Here is a 17,599-nt window from a genome sequence, read left to right on the forward strand (position 1 = left end):
GGCATCGCCATATCACGGATGTTCGAGGACGATATGGACATGGGCTGTTCAGAAGGGCCTTGGGAAGCGAAATTCATTGCTTGAACCAATTCTCCTTCTCGATGCCCCCGATCCCCTGCGATGTCCAAAGCACCTAAAACGGCGATCCAACCCACCCGCTGCGAAGACTATCCCGAGTGGTATCAACAGGTCATCAAAGCTTCGGATTTGGCCGAAAACTCGCCGGTTCGTGGCTGCATGGTGATCAAGCCCTGGGGCTATCGACTTTGGGAAAACATGCAACGGGCGCTCGACGACATGTTCAAAGCGACCGGGCACCAGAACGCATACTTCCCGCTTTTGATCCCGATGAGCTTCCTGGAAAAGGAAGCCGAGCACGTCGAAGGCTTTGCCAAAGAATGCGCCGTCGTCACCCACCACCGACTCGAACCCGATCCCGCCGGCGGACTTCGACCGGCCGGAAAATTGGACGAGCCGCTGATCATTCGTCCCACCAGCGAAACCATCATCGGTGCCACTTATGCGAAGTGGGTCCAGAGCTACCGCGACCTGCCGATTCTGATCAACCAATGGGCCAACGTGCTGCGATGGGAAATGCGGACGCGGATGTTTTTGCGGACCGCCGAGTTCCTTTGGCAAGAAGGTCACACCGTCCACTCGACCGCACAGGAAGCGATCGAAGAAACCCAGCGGATGGTCGACGTCTACAAAGACTTTGCCGAAAACTGGATGGCGATGCCCGTCATCGTCGGTTCAAAGACTCCGCATGAACGGTTCCCCGGCGCGGTCGACACCCTTTCGATCGAAGCCATGATGCAGGACCACAAGGCGCTGCAGGCCGGAACCAGTCACTTCCTCGGCCAGAACTTTGCGAAGGCACAAGAGATCGTTTTTCAAGCCGAAAGCGGCGAACGCGAGTTTGCTTGGACGACATCTTGGGGCGTTTCCACTCGCTTGATCGGTGCGTTGATCATGACGCACAGCGATGACGACGGATTGGTTCTGCCGCCTCGATTGGCACCGGCACAAGTTGTGATCCTGCCGATCTATCGCGACGACGAACAACGTGTGGAAGTCTTGAAGTATGTCGAATCTTTGAAGGCCGAACTGGCTGTGCAAACCTATGCCGGCGCGGTGATTCGGGTCGAGATCGACGACCGTGACGTCCGCGGTGGCGAGAAGAAATGGCATCACGTCAAACGGGGCGTTCCGATCCGATTGGAAGTCGGCCCGAAAGACATGGAAAAGAACTCGGTCTTCTTTGCCCGTCGCGATCAACCCAAGTCCGTCGGAATGGATCGCGCCGAACTGGTTTCCAACATCGGAACGATCTTGGCCGAAATGCAGCAAGCGTTGTTCGACGCGGCGCTAAAACTTCGCACAGAAAACTCGAAAGTGATCACAAGCGAAGCCGACTTCCGGGCGTTCTTCAAGTCGGATAACGAAGATGGAATCGATGGCGGGTTCGCCTACTGTCACTTCGCTAGCGAAGACGAAGTCGAACCGCTGCTGAAAGAGTTGAAGGTGACGATCCGGTGCATTCCCCGCGATGGAAACGATACTCCCGGCACGTGTTTCTTGACCGGCAAGCCCGCCGCGAAACAAGCCGTTTTCGCGAAAGCCTACTAAGAATCCAAAGCATCACCGACGCTTGCCGGTTATCGCTTGAAGACTTTTACCTTGACGTCCCGCAACAGCGATTTCATTGCAATCGCGGGTTGATATCCGGTTCGGTGCGCCACGATTTTTCCCTGCGGAACCCCGATCAAGGTTGTCGGATACGTATCGACTTTGATGCGTTGCAGCGTCTGTGAATTCTCTTGCGGCGTCAGCTCGATGGCGACGAAGCCCTTGGCAAGGTCCGTTTGAACCGTGGGGTCACACCATGTGTCATGTTTCATCGCTTCGCAATAGCGACACCGATCGGTGGTGATGAAGATCACCATGGGTACATCGCGGCGACGCGATTCCTCCCAGCCGGAATCCAGCGACGTATGCCAACTGATGATCGGGGGCGACACGCCCGGTTGCTCAATCGACGGATCACCACGCCGGGGCATCTCTGCCTGCGATTGCGTGGTGAGTGAAAATGTGAGGAGCGTTCCCAATCCCAACGAAACCATGAATCGTTTCACGGTGTTTCTCCGGAGGCCAAGAGTGTCCGATTCGACGCATTCGCTTCACCGATGACGAAGCGAACGCAGCAAACTAGGTACTCGAGGTTGCCAAAACAAGCGGCCCCCATGGGTGGGTACGCATTGGTTCGAAGCAGGATCCGGCAAACGCCAAGACTAGTTTCTTCGCTGGTAGATGGCTGTTAACAGCGATTCGGTGTCCTTAAACTTGCCCCCGCTGGCGATCGTATCGTCGATCAACTTGCGGGCATCCGATTCGCTGTGACCGAGCGAAATGAGGGCGTCGAACGTTTCCGCCGTGATTTGCGAGCCGCCTTCGATCGCTTCGCCGGCCGCGTCACGGTCGACCATCAAAGCGAACCGAGGCATCTTTCGGCGCAGCTTGGCGATGATCCGTTCGCTGGTCGCGGGCCCCACTCCTGGCAAAGCGGACAATTGTTTCGCGTCTTGTTGCTCGATGATGGTCGCTAATTCCTTGACGGGCCGAACCATCGCTCGCAGGGCTTTCTTAACGCCAACGCCATCGACGCTGCAGAACAGGTCAAAGAATTGACGCTCTGGTTCCGTCAAGAACCCGATCAAGCGTGGCGTCATTCGGCCACCTTGCAGGCCGCCTTCGATGTAGTCGAGAGTGAAGAACCGCACATTCTCGCCGACTTTACTTTGCAGTTGTCGGCGAGTGTAGTCAGCGACCAATACTTCGTACTCAAACGGCGTTGCTTCGATCGCAACAGACGTTTCACCGACGCGATTGAGCTTGCCGGAAATGGCGATGATCAAGGTTGAATTCCAAAGGAGACTTAGCGACTGGTAAGTTTTTCCATCATCGAACCCTGTCCGAGATGGTGACCGCAAATGGCGATGGCCAGCGCGTCGGCGACGTCGGCTGGTTCGGGTACGGTCGATAGATGCAGGTGGGCCTTCACAGCCAATTGCATCTGAGCCTTCGATGCGCGACCGTTGCCCGTCATTACTTTTTTGACCTTGGTGGGTTCGAAGTGCGCGACCTCGATCCCCGACTTGGCGGCGGCTAGACAGATCACGCCGCGGGCGTGCCCCATCAAGATCGCCGTCCGCGGTCGGTCGTAGTGTGAAAACAACTGCTCGAGCGCCATGATGGTCGGCCGATGCAATTCGATCACTTCCAACACGCCCGTGTAGATTTCGTCGATCCGTGATTCGATGCTGGCCTTAGCTTTGCTGCGTACCACGCCGGCTTCGATCAATCGCGGTTTGACGCCCTCGAAATCGATCACACCATAGCCCGTCGTGTTCAGCCCCGGGTCAATGCCCAAGATTCGCCTCAGTGGTTTCGCATCGCCCGAACTCACGAAGTCCGTTCCCAACTGGTGCCTTCTTTCTTGTCCAGCAGCGCGACGCCCAGCTTTACCAAGCGATCGCGAATCGCGTCGCCCGCGGCGTAGTCCTTGCGATCTCTCGCCTCTTTGCGAAGATCGATCAACAATCGAACCACGTTGTCCAGCAATTCCGTGTCCGCTTCGTTGCCGCCACCGGCAGCAACCGGCGGCTTGGCAAACAGGCCCAGCGTGCCCGCCAATTCACGAATCACTGTCGCTGCGTGAATCAGCGACTTTGTCGCCGCGCCGTTGGGATCCGATTTCGCCGTCAGGTCGTTGGCATCGACATGTCGATTCAAAATCCGCAGCGAATCAAACAGCGCACTGATCGATGCACCGGTGTTAAAGTCGTCGTCCATACCCGCCAAGAATTTCGCACGGATACCGTGGATCTCTTTCAGCAGCGAATCGCCTGCCGGATCAAAATCGCCTTCCGAACGAGTCGCCGCAGGCTTCAGCTCATAAAACGAAACGTCCTTGATCGCCGACGTGATTTCGTCAAAGCGAGCGAAGAAACGGTAAAACGCTTCCAACGAGGTGCCGGCTTCTTCCAGCCCGTCTTCGCCGTAAACGATCGTCGATCGGTAGTGCGTTCGCAGTAAGAAGAACCGAATTCGTTCGCCGGTGTGGCGACGGATCAACGTCGACAAACCGCCGGCACCTTTGCTGCGACTGATCTTTCCGGCCGCGGCTTCTTCGGCGGTTTCTTCCGATTGATTCTCGCGATCGCTCTTGCCGCCAACTTTGCCCTTTTCGCCCGCTCGCATCAACCCGTTGTGCATCCAGTACTTCACCATTGGTGCACCGTGACAGCAACTGCTTTGGGCACGTTCATTTTCGTGATGCGGGAACATCAAGTCCAAACCGCCACCGTGAATGTCAAAGGTATCGCCCAGAATTTCGTGACTCATCGCCGAGCACTCGATGTGCCATCCCGGTCGACCGCGCCCCCACGGGCTGTCCCACGCCACTTCGTCGTCGTTCTTGGCAGCCTTCCACAGTGCGAAGTCGCCGGGCGATCGTTTCTTGGCCGCCGCGCCGCCGCCTTCGCCCTGTTGAGCATCGGCGGTGCGGTTGGACAGTTGCCCGTAATTGGGATCCTTCATGACGTCAAAGAACACGTCGCCGCCGACGGCATAGGCGTGGTCCTTGTCTTCAAGGGTCTGGATGAAGGCGATGATTTCCGGGATGTGATCGGTCGCACGCGGCAGATAGTCGATCTGGTTGACGCCCAGTTCTTTCAAGTTCGACAAATAATCGGCCGTCATCTCGACGGCGATCTGGCTCATCGGAATGCCGCGTTCCTTGCTCTTGTTGATCAGCTTGTCGTCGACGTCCGTGATGTTGACCACCAACGTCACGTCGTAGCCGCAATAGCGAAGGTAGCGTTTGACGGTATCGAAAATGACCGGGCCGACCATGTGCCCGATGTGCGATTCGGCGTAGACCGTCGGGCCGCATAGGTAGATGCCGACTTTGGGAGCCCGCAGCGGAATGAAGGGCTCTTTCGACTTCGACAGCGTGTTGTAGACACGAATTTCAGGTTTCGCGGAGCTGGTGGCTGTCATATTGGTTTGGGCTGCGGATGCAGTGCTCATGGTCGACGATCGCGGCAAATGGCGGCTAGAAAGTTCAAACCGCGGATTATAGGGAACTTGTCCCGATCAGGAGAGGCCGTTTTTTTCAGGCCCGTTATCAGAACGCCAGAATCCCAACGAGCAAGAAAAAGCCGCGAAACGGCGGGCAAGACCGTGAATCGCCCGTTACCCATAAGGGACTCGATTACGAATCGGAAGCGGATCGTGGGCAACCGAACTTCCCACTAATTCGTGCGGCGGCATAGCAGCACGACCACTCGGGCGGCGATGGCGGCGGAGCTGCCGATGTCACCGATGCCTTCGCCGGTCTTGGCTTTGATACCGATTTGATCGAGAGCGATGTCCATCGCCTCGGAAATCTGAGTCCGCATGGCGTCAATGTGGGGCGACATCTTCGGGCGTTCGGCCAAAATGACACAATCCAAATTGACAACCTCCATCCCTCGACGATGCACACGATGAATCGCCTCGGTCAGAAAATCGATGCTGTCACGGTCACGATTTTCCGGATCGTTGTCCGGAAACAGTCGGCCGATATCTTCTTCCGCGATCGCACCCAACAGGGCATCGGTGATCGCGTGCAATAGTACGTCGGCGTCGCTGTGCCCGATCGCGTGAACTTCGGCCGGAATGTCGATCCCACCGATGCGAAGCGGACCGCCGTTGCCGAGTCGATGCGAATCGTATCCGAGGCCGATCCGAAGCGGCGAGAGTGTTTCAGAATTCAGAGGTCGTACTTCGGGTGAGAGGAAGGATCTTTGCCGTCTGTTCCCAAATTCTAACATTCCCCCTAAGTTTGCGTAAACAAAGCGGGTGTTTTTTGATTCGTCTTTCGAAACCTGACGCCTGAAACCTGAAACCTGAAACCTGACGCCTACCTCGCCATGTCCTTCATCGAAGTCCGCAATCTGACCAAGTCGTACCGGGTCTTCAAAAAGAAAGAAGGACTTGGCGGCAGCATCAAGGGGCTGTTCCAACGAGAATACAAAGAAGTCGAAGCCGTCAAAGGCATCGATTTGGACGTCCAACAAGGCGAGTTCGTTGCCTTCCTTGGCCCCAACGGCGCAGGCAAGACGACGACATTGAAATTGCTTTCGGGCGTCATCAACCCCACGTCCGGATCGGCAACTGTGATGGGGTACGTCCCGTGGCAACGCAAGAACGAATACCGTCGCCGGTTCGCGTTGGTGATGGGCCAAAAGAACCAATTGTGGTGGGATTTGCCCGCCAATGAATCGTATCGGCTGCACCAACAAATCTATGGCGTCCCGGATGACCAGTTCAAATCCACGCTCGACGAACTGACGGATCTATTGGACGTTCGCCGTTTGCTGGACCAACCGGTCCGCGAACTGTCGCTGGGCGAACGGATGAAGATGGAGTTGATCGCGGCGCTACTGCACAGCCCCGAAGTGCTGTTCCTAGACGAGCCCACGATCGGCTTGGATGTGATCGCCCAACACAATATTCAACAGTTCCTGCGGTTCTATCAAGAGAAACGCAAGATCACGATCCTGTTGACCAGCCACTACATGAAAGACATCGCCGCGTTGTGCAAGCGAGTTGTCATCATTGCGGGTGGCCGCATCGAGTACGACGGTTCACTCGCCGGCATCATCGACAAATTCAGCGGCAGCAAGGTGATGACGTTGCAGTTCGGCATCGGCCACCAACCCGATCTCTCGCAATTCGGCGAAGTGCTAGAAGAAACCTGGCCCAAAGCGAAAGTGCGAGTCGTCCGCGCCGATGTGCCGCGCGTGCTGGCCGAAGTGCTGCGAGACAACCCGATCGAAGACGTCGCCGTCGAAGACGTGCCGCTAGAAGACGTGATCGCCGATCTGTTTCGCGAAACCAGCGAGAAGACATAACCGCCATCCGTGCCGCTGGATGAATTTAGCCGTCGGTGGCATCGTCGTCCCATGCTACGGGTCCACCGAGCAGGGCTTCGCCGGGGCCTCGGATGTCTCCGTTGGGCAAACCGCCGGGGTACTTTTGTTGGATGGATTCGATCGCGGATGCCGCGATCTCGATGTGCTGTTTCTTGCTGTCGTTGTAAAACGCTTTCGCCTCGCCCGGCAACTTCGGCTGCCCGTGCAGCGGCTTGTCGGAAACGCAAAGCAACGTCGCACTGGGAATGCGATACCGAAACCCGTTCGCCGCGACCGTGGCCGATTCCATGTCGACGGCAATCGCGCGACTGTCTCGCAAATGTTCCATCGTTCGCCGCAGCGTCAATTCCCAATTTCGATCCGCCGTCGTGTACACCGTGCCGGTGCGATACGGCAAACCGGAATCATCCAAGACCGTCGCCAACGCTCGGTTGAGTTGAAAGCTGGGCATGATCGGCACCGACGGTGGCAGCAACTCGTCCAGAATGTGATCGCCACGCATATAGCCCGACGCTAAGACAAAGTCGCCGATTTCTTGATGATTGCGGACGCCCGCACAGTGACCAACCATCAACATCGCATCAGGGCGCAACACGGCCAAGTGATCGGTCAGGTTCTTTGCGTTGGAGGGGCCGACTCCGATGTTGACGATACTGACGCCGCAGTTGTCGGGCTTGCGAAAATGCAACGCTGGCATTTGCACGTCGACTCGACTCGGCCCCACGCATCCGGCGAACCGCTGCGAGAACGCCTCCATGTGCATTTGATAGTTGGTCAACAAAACATAGCGTTGAAAATCCTCGGCATGCGTTCCGGTGTAATGTTCTAACCTTGCGATCGACAACTCCGATCGCTCGGGACCGAATAGAAATACCTTTTTGCGAGTCAAATCAAAATCAGTTTCGTCCAGCAATTCCAACAACTTCGGCGAACTGAGATCGACTCGCTTGCGTGATTCCGAAATCGTGATCTCGGCACCCCGTCGGGCCAACTTGAACAGCTCGCGTCGCAGATACCATCGATACGCGCTAGGCCGCGCGATCTTGCCAGACAGAGTCGGGTTGTGCTTGGACCAATGTCGGACCACCGTCACCTTGGAATAGAAGCCTTCGTCGAATGTCGCTTCCATCCGCTGGCAAGCCGCCTCGATTTGTGCACGCAGGTCGTCATCGGAGAGCTTCGAATCGATTCTAAAATTTGTGTCCATGGTCGCATTGTGGCCGATCCGCTAAGGTCTGAAAACAGCGGGCGATTCATTCGAGTTGAAGTCAGGTTGAGTAATGAAGTTAGTTTCTTGGAACGTCAATGGCATTCGCGCGGCGATGGATAAGGGTTTTCGTGCCTATGTGGAAAACGAAGTTCCGGACGTCGTGTGCTTGCAGGAAGTAAAAGCCGAACGAGACCAGGTGAAACTGGATTGGGCGGACGATTTGGGATATCACCAGATTTGGAATTCGGCCCAAAAGAAAGGCTACAGCGGCACTTCGATCTGGTCCAAAACGAAACCCAAAAAGGAAGTGCTGGGCATCGGCGTCGACGAACATGACGCCGAAGGTCGTGTCATCACGGCGACGTTTGACGATTTTCACGTCGTGACTGTCTACACCCCCAATTCCCAGCGTGGTTTGGCGCGGCTGGATTATCGCAAGCTATGGGACACCGACTTTTTGAGCTACGTTCAAAAGCTCAATCGCCGCAAACCGGTGATTTTCTGCGGCGACATCAATTGCGCGCATCAAGAAATCGATCTCGCGAATCCGAAGGCGAACCGAATGAACGCGGGTTTCTCGGAAGAAGAACGGGCCGGCGTCGACCGAATCGTCGAAGCCGGTTTTGTCGATTCGTTTCGCCACTTCGACCCCAGTCCGGAAAAGTACAGTTGGTGGACGTACCGAAGTAACGCCCGCGAGCGGAACATCGGATGGCGATTGGACTATTTCTGGGTCGCAAAGAAATTAATGCCGCGAGTCACCGCGGCATCGATCCGAGACGACGTGCATGGATCGGACCATTGCCCGGTGGAATTGATGATCGACGATGTTACGAAGATCACGTAGCCCATTCGATTGCAGTACGCATTACTTTGATTTTGCGACTTCCAAAACACATGGCCCGAGCACATCCCATTTCGGTGTGATTCCCAAACCGGGCTCGTCACTGGCTCGCATGAAACCGTTCTCGCGTTGGGGCGCTCCGTCGGCGTTGCTGACCGTGACGTAACTGTTGAAGTCCGTGCTGGTGAAACGAAACGCTTCGGGCGTGCTGTGCGCCAGGTGTGCAATCGCGGCGGTGGTGATGTCGCCACCCCAACTGTCTTCCAAGGTCATGGCGATGCCCATCGATACGCACAGGTCGCGTGCTTGCTTTGCTTTGGTCAAACCACCAAGCTTGCTGATCTTTAGATTCACGACGTCCATCGCTAGATCTGCTTTCGCCCTCAACAGCATGTCGATGCCATCGATGTTTTCGTCCAACACAAACGGCGCCGTCGTGTTTCGCCGAACGGCCAGACACTCTTCGTAAGTCGCACAGGGTTGTTCGATGTAGACGTCCAGGTCGGCGACCGCGCGGACGACTCGCATGGCTTCGTGCTGGGTCCATCCGGTGTTGGCATCGGCCACCAATCGATCGGTCGGTTGCAGCACCGATCGCGCTGCGCGGATGCGGACGATGTCAGTATCGGGATCGCCGCCGACCTTCAATTGAAATCGGGTGTAGCCCTGCTGGCGATAGCTGGCGACGTTGGCGGCCATCGCGTCGGGCGCCACCTGCGAGATTGCGCGATACAACCGCACGCTCTCGCCGAAACGACCGCCCATCAAGGTACACACGGGCAACCCGGTCGCTTTGCCCAGAATGTCCCAGCACGCAACGTCGATTCCCGTTTTCACATACGCGTGCCCCTTCAGCGCCGCGTCCATGCGATGGTTCAACACCCCGAGTTCCCGAGGATCCAGACCGATCAAGTGCGGCCCCAGTTCGCAAAGTCCCGCCCGGACACCCTCGGCATAGGCCGGCAGATAGAACGGTCCGAGCGGACAAACCTCGCTGTAGCCGACAATGCCACTGTCCGTTTCGACGCAAACGATGGTGCTGTCAAAAACGCTGACCGACTTGCCGCCCGACCAGTGATAGGCACCTTCCACCAGTGGCAACTCGACGCGGTGGGCCGTGATTCGTGTGATCTTCATTCAATACTTGATCGTTCGCGGAAAAAAACGTGCTCGAAAGAGCGATCCCAAGCGAACAGAATAAGCCGGACCGAGCCGCCCGCGAGCGGGCGTACTCTGGTCGAAATCGCTTTTTCGTGTTAAACCGCGCTTTGAAACTGCCGTAATCCTCGCTCTCGATCTCACGTATTTCCTATGCCTCTCGTTTCGCTCGACGATCTTTCTATTGGTTTTCGCGGTCCCCTGTTACTTGACGGCGTTTCCGCAGTCATTGAACGTGGCGAAAAGATTGGCCTGCTGGGACGAAACGGTGCCGGAAAAACGACATTGTTGCGTATGTTCGACGGCGAAGTGATTCCCGACCACGGCGCGATCACCTTTGCACCCCATGCCAAGATCGCTCGGCTGACCCAAGACGTACCGCGAGACTGGGCGGGAACCGTTACATCGATCGTGACGGAAGGCCAGCCCGGATACGACGACCCGGAAACCCAGTGGCAAGTCGAGCACGCTGTCGAGTCGACGTTGTCGAAGATGGAACTGGACGGCGACGCCTTGTTCGAGAAACTGTCCAGCGGAATGAAACGCCGCGTCCTGCTGGCTCGCGCGATCGCGATGGAGCCGGACGTTTTGTTGCTGGACGAACCGACCAACCACTTGGACATCGAATCCATTTTGTGGTTGGAAAACTTTCTGAAGCGATTCCGTCAAACGCTGGTTTTCATCACGCACGACCGCTCGTTCCTGCAAAGCTTGGCAACTCGAATCTGGGAGATCGATCGCGGTCGGCTATTCGATTGGTCATGCGACTACGCAACGTTTTTGCAACGCAAAGAAGGCGCTCTCGCGGCCGAAGAAAAACAAAACGCATTGTTCGACAAGAAGCTTGCCCAAGAAGAAGTCTGGATTCGCCAAGGCATCAAGGCGCGTCGTACTCGCAACGAGGGTCGCGTCCGTGCGCTGAAGCAATTGCGATTGCAACGGGGCGATCGGCGATCCGTCGAAGGCAAAGCAAAACTGAATCTGCAAGAAGCGGCGCGAAGCGGTGCACTGGTCGCGGACGTGAAAGAGATCTCGTTCAGCTACGGTGACCGAACGATCCTGAGCGATTTTTCAACGACCCTGATGCGTGGCGACCGCGTTGGCATCATGGGCCCCAACGGCGCCGGAAAGACGACGCTGTTGAAACTGTTGCTCGGCCAATTGAAGCCCGATTCGGGTGAGGTAAAGCTTGGCACAAACTTGGAAATCTCGTACTTCGATCAGCTTCGTGACACGCTCGACCCCGAGAAGACGGTTCAGGAAAACGTGGGCGACGGCAGCGACAAGATCTTGATCGGCGACAAGTCGAAACACATCGTCGGCTACCTGCAAGACTTTTTGTTCACGCCGGAACGGGCACGAACTCAGGTCAAGTATTTGTCCGGTGGTGAGCGCAATCGGGCGTTGCTGGCGAAATTGATGACGAAGCCTGCCAACGTCATCGTGCTGGACGAACCGACCAACGACTTGGACAGCGAAACCTTGGACTTGTTGGAAGAACAACTGATCGATTTCAGCGGCACCGTCTTGATGGTCAGCCACGACCGGACCTTCTTAAACAACGTCGTCACAAGCACGATCGTGTACGAAGAAGGCGGCGTGAAGGAGTACGACGGCGGCTACGACGATTGGAAGGCCGCACTTGCACGGCGCGAGTTGGCAGCCAAAGAAGCTCCGATCGAGAAACCGAAACAAGCTGCGGTGGCAACGAAGCCGGCTCCGACCAAGAAGCTATCGTTCAAGGACAAACACGAACTTGAAAAGATGCCCCAGCGGATCGAGAAACTCGAGTCCTCGATCGCGGCGATCAATGAAACGATGGCCGGCCCGACTTATTATCAAAAGGGTGGCGATCACATCGCCAAGGACGCTGCGAAGTTGAAGGAACTGCAAGAAGAACTGACGTCGGCTTACGCACGTTGGGAAGAACTGGAAGCCTAGCCAATCAATACGACATGGTACAATCGCGTTTCGTTTATTAAGGTGGTCTGATGTCTCGATACGTTTTTTCGTTGATGGTAGCTTTCACGCTGCATTCCATTTCGTCAGCCCACGCAGAGGGATTGCCAATTGCGAAACCCAGCGATGTCAGCATGTCGCCGGACAAGTTGGCCGAAGTCAGCGAAGCGATGCAAAAGTCGATCGACGACAACCGGATCGCGGGCGGTATCGTGATGATTGCCAAAGACGGCAAGGTGGTCATGCACCAGGCTTACGGCAAAATGGATATCGACGCCGATAAGCCCATGAAGCCAGACACCATCGTTCGCATCTACTCGATGACCAAGGCGATCACGACGGCGGCGGCGATGATGCTTTACGAAGAAGGCAAACTTGACGTCAACGATCCCGTATCCAAGTACTTGCCTGAACTGGCCGAGGTGACGGTGGCATCGGACAGTGAAGTTCGACCGGCTGAAAACACGATGACGATCGCGGACCTGATGCGTCACACGGCCGGGTACAGCTATGGCCGCGGCGGAAAGACGGCGGTTGATAACGCATTTGAAAACCTTAACGCGCTCGATCGAGAAGCATCGCTGGCGACGATGCAAACGAAGCTCGACGATTTGCCGTTGGAATTTGAACCGGGCACGGACTGGCTCTACGGCATCTCGATCGATGTACTCGGCCGTGTGGTCGAGGTCGTTTCCGGCCAACCGCTCGACACTTTCTTTCAAACGCGATTCTTTGATCCGCTGCAGATGGTGGACACCGGTTTCTATGTACCGCCGCAAAAGACGGATCGGTTTGCCGTGAACTACCAAAGCGATGGCAAGGGCAAGCTGACGTCGAAGGAGGAGGAAGAAGAGAACCAGTACTTGGAGAAGCCCGCTTTGCTATCCGGTGGTGGCGGGCTGGTATCAACCGCTGCGGACTACATGAAGTTCTTGATAATGATCGAAGCTGGCGGCGAACTGAACGGTACACGACTGCTGAAACCCGAGACGGTCGCGATGATGACCACCAATCAATTGCCCAAAGATGTCGGCTGGATCAAGTTCGGAAGCGAAGTGCGAACCGGCGTCGGATTCGGATTCGGTTTCAACGTCCGCGACGAAATGAGCGACTGGGATCCCGATGGACGCGTTGGCGAATACGGCTGGGGCGGCGCCGCCAGCACGCACTATTGGATCTCGCCTTCGGATCGATTGATCGTGATCACGATGGAACAAGTTATGCCCTACCAGTGGCTAACCGAACTCAAATTGAAAGGCCTGATCTACGACGCGATCGAAGACTAGCTTTGATCAGAATCCGATTCGAATGCTGCTGCCGTGATGATAATGGCGAGGCGGAGCGTGTCGATAGTAGTGATAGGATGGCGGCGGGTACGACGGGACGATGTAGCGTTCTTCGACGATGACCGGCGACGGGGCGACATAGACGGGTTCCGGTGCACGAGCGATGCGCTGCGAACCGCTGGGGGCACGCTGCAACGCACTGATCACGTTCTCGCTAACGCCTTGTTGGTGGAGCGCGATGATATCGGGCACTTGCAACGTGACTTGCGTGCCGCGTTGATTGATCTGGTTGATGATGACGCCTTCGCTCAACCCGCTGCGGCTCATCGAGATCACGTCTTGGATCGAGACCGACGACTGGGTAGCGTAAGTCTGCTGTTGCTGTTGATAGTAGTATTGTTGCTGTTGCTGGGCCGCACGTTGTTTGTCGTTGGCGTTGCCAAGCAAACCACCGGTGACGGCGCCAATCACGCCGCCAATCGCCGCCCCCGCACCGGCTTCGCCGTTATGGTCGCCAATGATCGCACCGGCAACGGCACCGCCGAGTCCGCCGAGCGTGGCGCCACGTTGGGTACCGGCTTGAGCATGTGCCGTTTGGGGAAGCGTGACGGCGCACGCGATCGTGGCGAACAACAAAATGGTACGGGACATCAACAAATGCTCCATCGGTTGTCGATCCATTGGATCGAACAAGCCTGCGAAAGGTGTCTGGGGTAACCGTTGACAGCAGAACTGGCTGGAGATCGGTGAGGCGATCGCGAGCCCGCTAAATCTGAACAGGATCGGTGTTTTCCGAGCCTTCTGGTAAGCCAAACTCGTCACGCGAAGCAATGCCATTTCTGGCGTGAAACCGACCCGACGCACAACGACGACTATGGCGTCGTGATTTTCGGGCCCATGATGCTGGAAATCGCACGGATAAAATCTTGTGCATCGTCGAATTCGCGGTAGACGCTCGCAAAACGGATGTAGGCGACTTCGTCCAGTTTCGCCAAATGCCTCATCACGATATCACCGACTTGCGATGAAGTGACCTCGGAATCAAAGCTAGCGTAAATGTCTGCTTCGATATCCTGGACGACACGTTCGATCGTACTGCTACTGATTTTTCGCTTGGAACAGGCGCGTTCGATGCCCCGGCGAATTTTTTCCCGATCCAGTGGTTCGCGGGTTTCGTCGCTTTTGACCAACCGGACGCTCAGTTTCTCAATCTTTTCCGTCGTCGCAAAACGACGCTGACAGGAATTGCAGGTTCGTTTGCGCCGAACCATGTACCCGCCTTCAGCCGACCGGGTATCGAGCACGCGGTCATTGTCAACATGGCAGTAAGGACAACGCATTTAGCACCTGAGGGGGTGGTCCCGATGGATTGCGTTTTCCGCAAACGATTCGACGTCCGGAAATGAAGCTAGAAAATGACGCAGGGACACCGGCGCGATATAGTATCGGGATTCCGCGACACCTCGCAACCGTTCGCCACCACCCTCGATTGGACGAGCGTGCGTCTCGGGCGGGTTTCAACCTGCGGAATCTCGCACCCACGCAACCTGACTTCTACGACTGAGGAACCATCGGCGATGTCGACAGACCCGAACCAACCCATTCCAGCCAACGTGGACCCATCCAAGGGATCCGTACCCGATGACACCGCAACGGAACGATTTCAAAGAGAAGTCGCCGCGCGGAAGGCCGCCGAACTGGACCACGACGAAGAGGAAGAAACGCTTTGGGCCGGCGGCTACAACCCCAAGGCCATGCTAGGGACGTGGATTCTGATGGCGATGATCAGCATCGCGCTGCTGATTTTGCCGTTCTTCGTTTCACCCTTATCGATGGGAATTGCCGTCGGATTGATCGCATTGATTTGGGTGGTGGGTTGTTTGCTCTACGCCTATCGCCGCTTGGGTTACCACTATGAATTGACGACCCAGCGGTTCATTCACCAAACGGGGATTCTTTCTCGCCAGACCGATCGCATCGAAGTGATCGACATCGATGATGTCAGTTTCAGCCAAGGCCCCGTCCAAAGAATGTTTGGCGTTGGCAATATCGAATTGACGGGCAGCGACCGCACGCACCCGACATTGTCTATGCTAGGTATCGGCAACGTGAAGGATGTGTCCGGACTGATCGATGACATTCGCCGGAAAGAACGTCGCCGAAGAAGTCTGCACATCGAATCCATTTAGGAAAGTCATGGCATGCTGGTGAGGACGTTTCATTGACTAATTGGTTTGTTCAAAATCGCGACAAAAAAGAAGAGGACGTCGGCCCGCTGAGACCCAGCGAGTTGCTAGAGAGGGTCCGCAAAGGCGAAGTCACGCAAGAAACGATGGTTCGCAAAGACGACTCGCCATGGTTCCAGGCTTCGCAGGTCGGCGGACTGTTCGAAGCCGCGCGGCGTCCGACGATCGAATACTTCTGTCCTCAATGCGAGACCGAAGTCAGCGAACCGCCCGTGTTGTGTTCCAACTGCGGATTGGACGTCCACCAAGCGATCACCCGCATCACTGAAAACTCCATTGGCAATCAAGCCGATCGATCCTTCTCTAGCCAAGCGGGCAAGAGCGTCAAGAATTGGTTGCTTAAGAAACGCATCCGCAAAGACAACAAAAAAACCGACGAGTCTTAACTCGCCGGTTTCATTGTTTCGATTCATCACATCGATTTTGCTGCGTTTTCGCTTCGCTTGCCCAATCGCGAAGCTGAACACTTAGTAGCGAAGCTCAGCACCGAGCGACAATCCGGTGAACAGGATGTCGTTGTCCGCTTTGAGTCGTGGATTCGACGACGCCGATTGCAACGTCCCGATGCGGTCAGTGGCAGAAGCGACGCCCGACAGATACCAAAGCTCGGCACCGGCTCGTACTGACAGGATTTCGCCAACTTGATATCGGATGCCCGTACCGATTTCGAACAGACCGGCCAACTCGATCGAGTCCCTGCTGACTCGGCTATTGATCGGAGTCGCTGTGGGTGCAAAGACAGGAGCGGGGACAGAAACTGTCGCGTCGTTTCCAACCAACTGATAGTTCATATCGGCAAAGTTAGCATACGCTCCGGCACGCATCCGCAGATCGGAGAACGCAAAGCGGCTGATGGGATAGAGCAGGTCCATACCAACCTGCAAACCGAGCAGGCGGTTTTGGACATCGTTTCGGAGTGCGCGGCTGCTTGATACAGTCGTCGTTTCGGTTGCACCACCGCCTCGTGGGATACGCGTTTGGGTCGTTTCGAAGTTGCCCGACGCGTTGAACTCTTCGTCGTAGCTAAGGAAGCGACCTCCGAGCAAAAGCTTCGAGAATTCCCAGCCGTTCAACGTCTTGCTGGCGTCGACGCTGAAGTAATCCGTGTTCAAACGTTGTGCGCTGTTAAGGATGCGGGTCTCAGTCAAAATGTCGGTGAGCACTGCTGGCCCGGTCGTTCCGGATGGGATCAAGGTAGCAAGGCTAACGACACGACTTGTCGTCACGGGACTATTCTGCCGAACGGCGGTGTCCCAACTGAAGGGGCCCACCAAAGATGCTTCGTAACCGTGGACACAATCCGTTACCGCACCGACGACGATCCGAGCACCGAACTCAAAATCGAAGTCTGACAGTCCGATCACGCCCGAGTGATTAAAACCGTTATCATCGCGGTCCATGTACAGCACTTCGATCGAACCGTATCGATAGGGTGTGCATGGGGCACACGGATCGATGTTCTTCGGTCCGCACGACAGCATGCTGTTGCGACACGTTCCGCCGCAAGCGGTGCCGCACGAACCACAGTTGGACATCCCCATTTGAACGCCCATCGACGGACCGTAGGATCCGCCACATGACCCGCCGCACGATGTGCCACAGGATGTACATGCGCCCGCATAGTTGACTTGTTGCACGGTCCCTGGTGCGGCCGAACCGACGTCAGCCGCCGTCCGGTAACCGGCGGTGTTGACGACGCGATAAGCATCGTTTCCGTGAGTGAACAATCCTTTCGCCACGCCCGAACCGGGCGACGCGTAGGACTGAGCGTGAACAGAAACGCTAGACACGATGCACAACGCGATCGCGCTGCAAAGCACCGCTAAAACTCTCGGACTGGTCGAATGGGTCTTCATGATCGAACCTCGTTAACTATCGGTGCGATGGACATCGCGTTGTGATGAATCGTTGGAAAG

The 17,599-nt window shown here is 56.2% G+C and carries 17 protein-coding genes; 7 read left to right on the top strand and 10 right to left on the bottom strand.

The genetic code is table 11. The features are described 5' to 3' along the window. Positions 1-120 precede the first annotated feature (120 nt). Entirely contained in the window at positions 121-1,629 is a 1,509-nt protein-coding gene (gene proS, locus Poly51_RS20180; protein WP_146459581.1) for a proline--tRNA ligase, read from the top strand. A 29-nt stretch (positions 1,630-1,658) separates the two neighbouring features. On the opposite strand, the gene Poly51_RS20185 is transcribed toward proS, so the two are convergent. From Poly51_RS20185 to ispF, 5 genes are all read right to left on the bottom strand, one after another. Then, entirely contained in the window at positions 1,659-2,135 is a 477-nt protein-coding gene (locus Poly51_RS20185) for a thioredoxin family protein (protein ID WP_246114638.1), read from the bottom strand. Between the two features lie 156 nt (positions 2,136-2,291). Beyond that, a complete protein-coding gene (ruvA, locus tag Poly51_RS20190; RefSeq protein WP_146459582.1) occupies positions 2,292-2,915 on the bottom strand; it encodes a Holliday junction branch migration protein RuvA in 624 nt (207 codons plus the stop codon). A gap of 20 nt (positions 2,916-2,935) precedes the next feature. Beyond that, on the bottom strand, positions 2,936-3,430 hold the full coding sequence (gene ruvC, locus Poly51_RS20195; RefSeq protein WP_146459819.1) for a crossover junction endodeoxyribonuclease RuvC: 495 nt from the start codon (positions 3,428-3,430) through the stop codon (positions 2,936-2,938). 32 nt (positions 3,431-3,462) lie between these two features. Beyond that, the gene (cysS, locus tag Poly51_RS20200) at positions 3,463-5,091 is read right to left on the bottom strand and encodes a cysteine--tRNA ligase (protein WP_146459583.1); all 1,629 of its coding nucleotides are present in this window, start codon (positions 5,089-5,091) and stop codon (positions 3,463-3,465) included. A gap of 224 nt (positions 5,092-5,315) precedes the next feature. Next, positions 5,316-5,876, bottom strand: a complete 561-nt coding sequence (ispF, locus tag Poly51_RS20205) for a 2-C-methyl-D-erythritol 2,4-cyclodiphosphate synthase (protein ID WP_146459584.1) — start codon at positions 5,874-5,876, stop codon at positions 5,316-5,318. Between the two features lie 99 nt (positions 5,877-5,975). Here ispF and Poly51_RS20210 point away from each other — a divergent pair, with 99 nt between their 5' ends. Beyond that, positions 5,976-6,959 (top strand): ABC transporter ATP-binding protein, encoded by a 984-nt coding sequence (locus tag Poly51_RS20210; protein ID WP_146459585.1) that lies wholly within the window; start codon positions 5,976-5,978, stop codon positions 6,957-6,959. Between the two features lie 25 nt (positions 6,960-6,984). On the opposite strand, the gene Poly51_RS20215 is transcribed toward Poly51_RS20210, so the two are convergent. Further along, positions 6,985-8,187 (bottom strand): phosphorylase family protein, encoded by a 1,203-nt coding sequence (locus Poly51_RS20215; RefSeq protein ID WP_146459586.1) that lies wholly within the window; start codon positions 8,185-8,187, stop codon positions 6,985-6,987. Between the two features lie 73 nt (positions 8,188-8,260). Here Poly51_RS20215 and Poly51_RS20220 point away from each other — a divergent pair, with 73 nt between their 5' ends. Then, positions 8,261-9,037: an exodeoxyribonuclease III gene (locus Poly51_RS20220; protein ID WP_146459587.1), complete on the top strand. Its 777-nt coding sequence runs from the start codon at positions 8,261-8,263 to the stop codon at positions 9,035-9,037. A 21-nt stretch (positions 9,038-9,058) separates the two neighbouring features. Here Poly51_RS20220 and Poly51_RS20225 read toward each other — a convergent pair whose 3' ends face one another. Further along, a complete protein-coding gene (locus tag Poly51_RS20225) occupies positions 9,059-10,171 on the bottom strand; it encodes a cis-3-hydroxy-L-proline dehydratase (protein WP_146459588.1) in 1,113 nt (370 codons plus the stop codon). Between the two features lie 174 nt (positions 10,172-10,345). Here Poly51_RS20225 and Poly51_RS20230 point away from each other — a divergent pair, with 174 nt between their 5' ends. Further along, positions 10,346-12,133, top strand: a complete 1,788-nt coding sequence (locus Poly51_RS20230) for an ATP-binding cassette domain-containing protein (protein ID WP_146459589.1) — start codon at positions 10,346-10,348, stop codon at positions 12,131-12,133. A gap of 50 nt (positions 12,134-12,183) precedes the next feature. Beyond that, positions 12,184-13,437, top strand: a complete 1,254-nt coding sequence (locus Poly51_RS20235; RefSeq protein WP_146459590.1) for a serine hydrolase domain-containing protein — start codon at positions 12,184-12,186, stop codon at positions 13,435-13,437. 6 nt (positions 13,438-13,443) lie between these two features. Here Poly51_RS20235 and Poly51_RS20240 read toward each other — a convergent pair whose 3' ends face one another. Next, positions 13,444-14,088 (bottom strand): glycine zipper domain-containing protein, encoded by a 645-nt coding sequence (locus tag Poly51_RS20240; RefSeq protein ID WP_246114639.1) that lies wholly within the window; start codon positions 14,086-14,088, stop codon positions 13,444-13,446. A 221-nt stretch (positions 14,089-14,309) separates the two neighbouring features. Next, a complete protein-coding gene (nrdR, locus tag Poly51_RS20245; RefSeq protein WP_146459592.1) occupies positions 14,310-14,777 on the bottom strand; it encodes a transcriptional regulator NrdR in 468 nt (155 codons plus the stop codon). A 237-nt stretch (positions 14,778-15,014) separates the two neighbouring features. On the opposite strand from nrdR, the gene Poly51_RS20250 reads away from it, so the two are divergent. After that, positions 15,015-15,626 (top strand): PH domain-containing protein, encoded by a 612-nt coding sequence (locus tag Poly51_RS20250; RefSeq protein WP_146459593.1) that lies wholly within the window; start codon positions 15,015-15,017, stop codon positions 15,624-15,626. 32 nt (positions 15,627-15,658) lie between these two features. Further along, positions 15,659-16,069 carry a DUF4339 domain-containing protein gene (locus tag Poly51_RS20255; protein ID WP_146459594.1) on the top strand — a complete coding sequence of 137 codons (411 nt, stop codon included), beginning with the start codon at positions 15,659-15,661 and terminating at the stop codon, positions 16,067-16,069. Between the two features lie 81 nt (positions 16,070-16,150). Here the strand turns inward: Poly51_RS20255 and Poly51_RS20260 are convergent, their stop codons facing one another. Continuing rightward, the gene (locus Poly51_RS20260) at positions 16,151-17,539 is read right to left on the bottom strand and encodes a hypothetical protein (protein ID WP_146459595.1); all 1,389 of its coding nucleotides are present in this window, start codon (positions 17,537-17,539) and stop codon (positions 16,151-16,153) included. Between the last annotated feature and the right edge of the window lie 60 nt (positions 17,540-17,599).

The organism is Rubripirellula tenax (assembly GCF_007860125.1).
GTDB classification, from domain to species: Bacteria; Planctomycetota; Planctomycetia; order Pirellulales; family Pirellulaceae; genus Rubripirellula; species Rubripirellula tenax.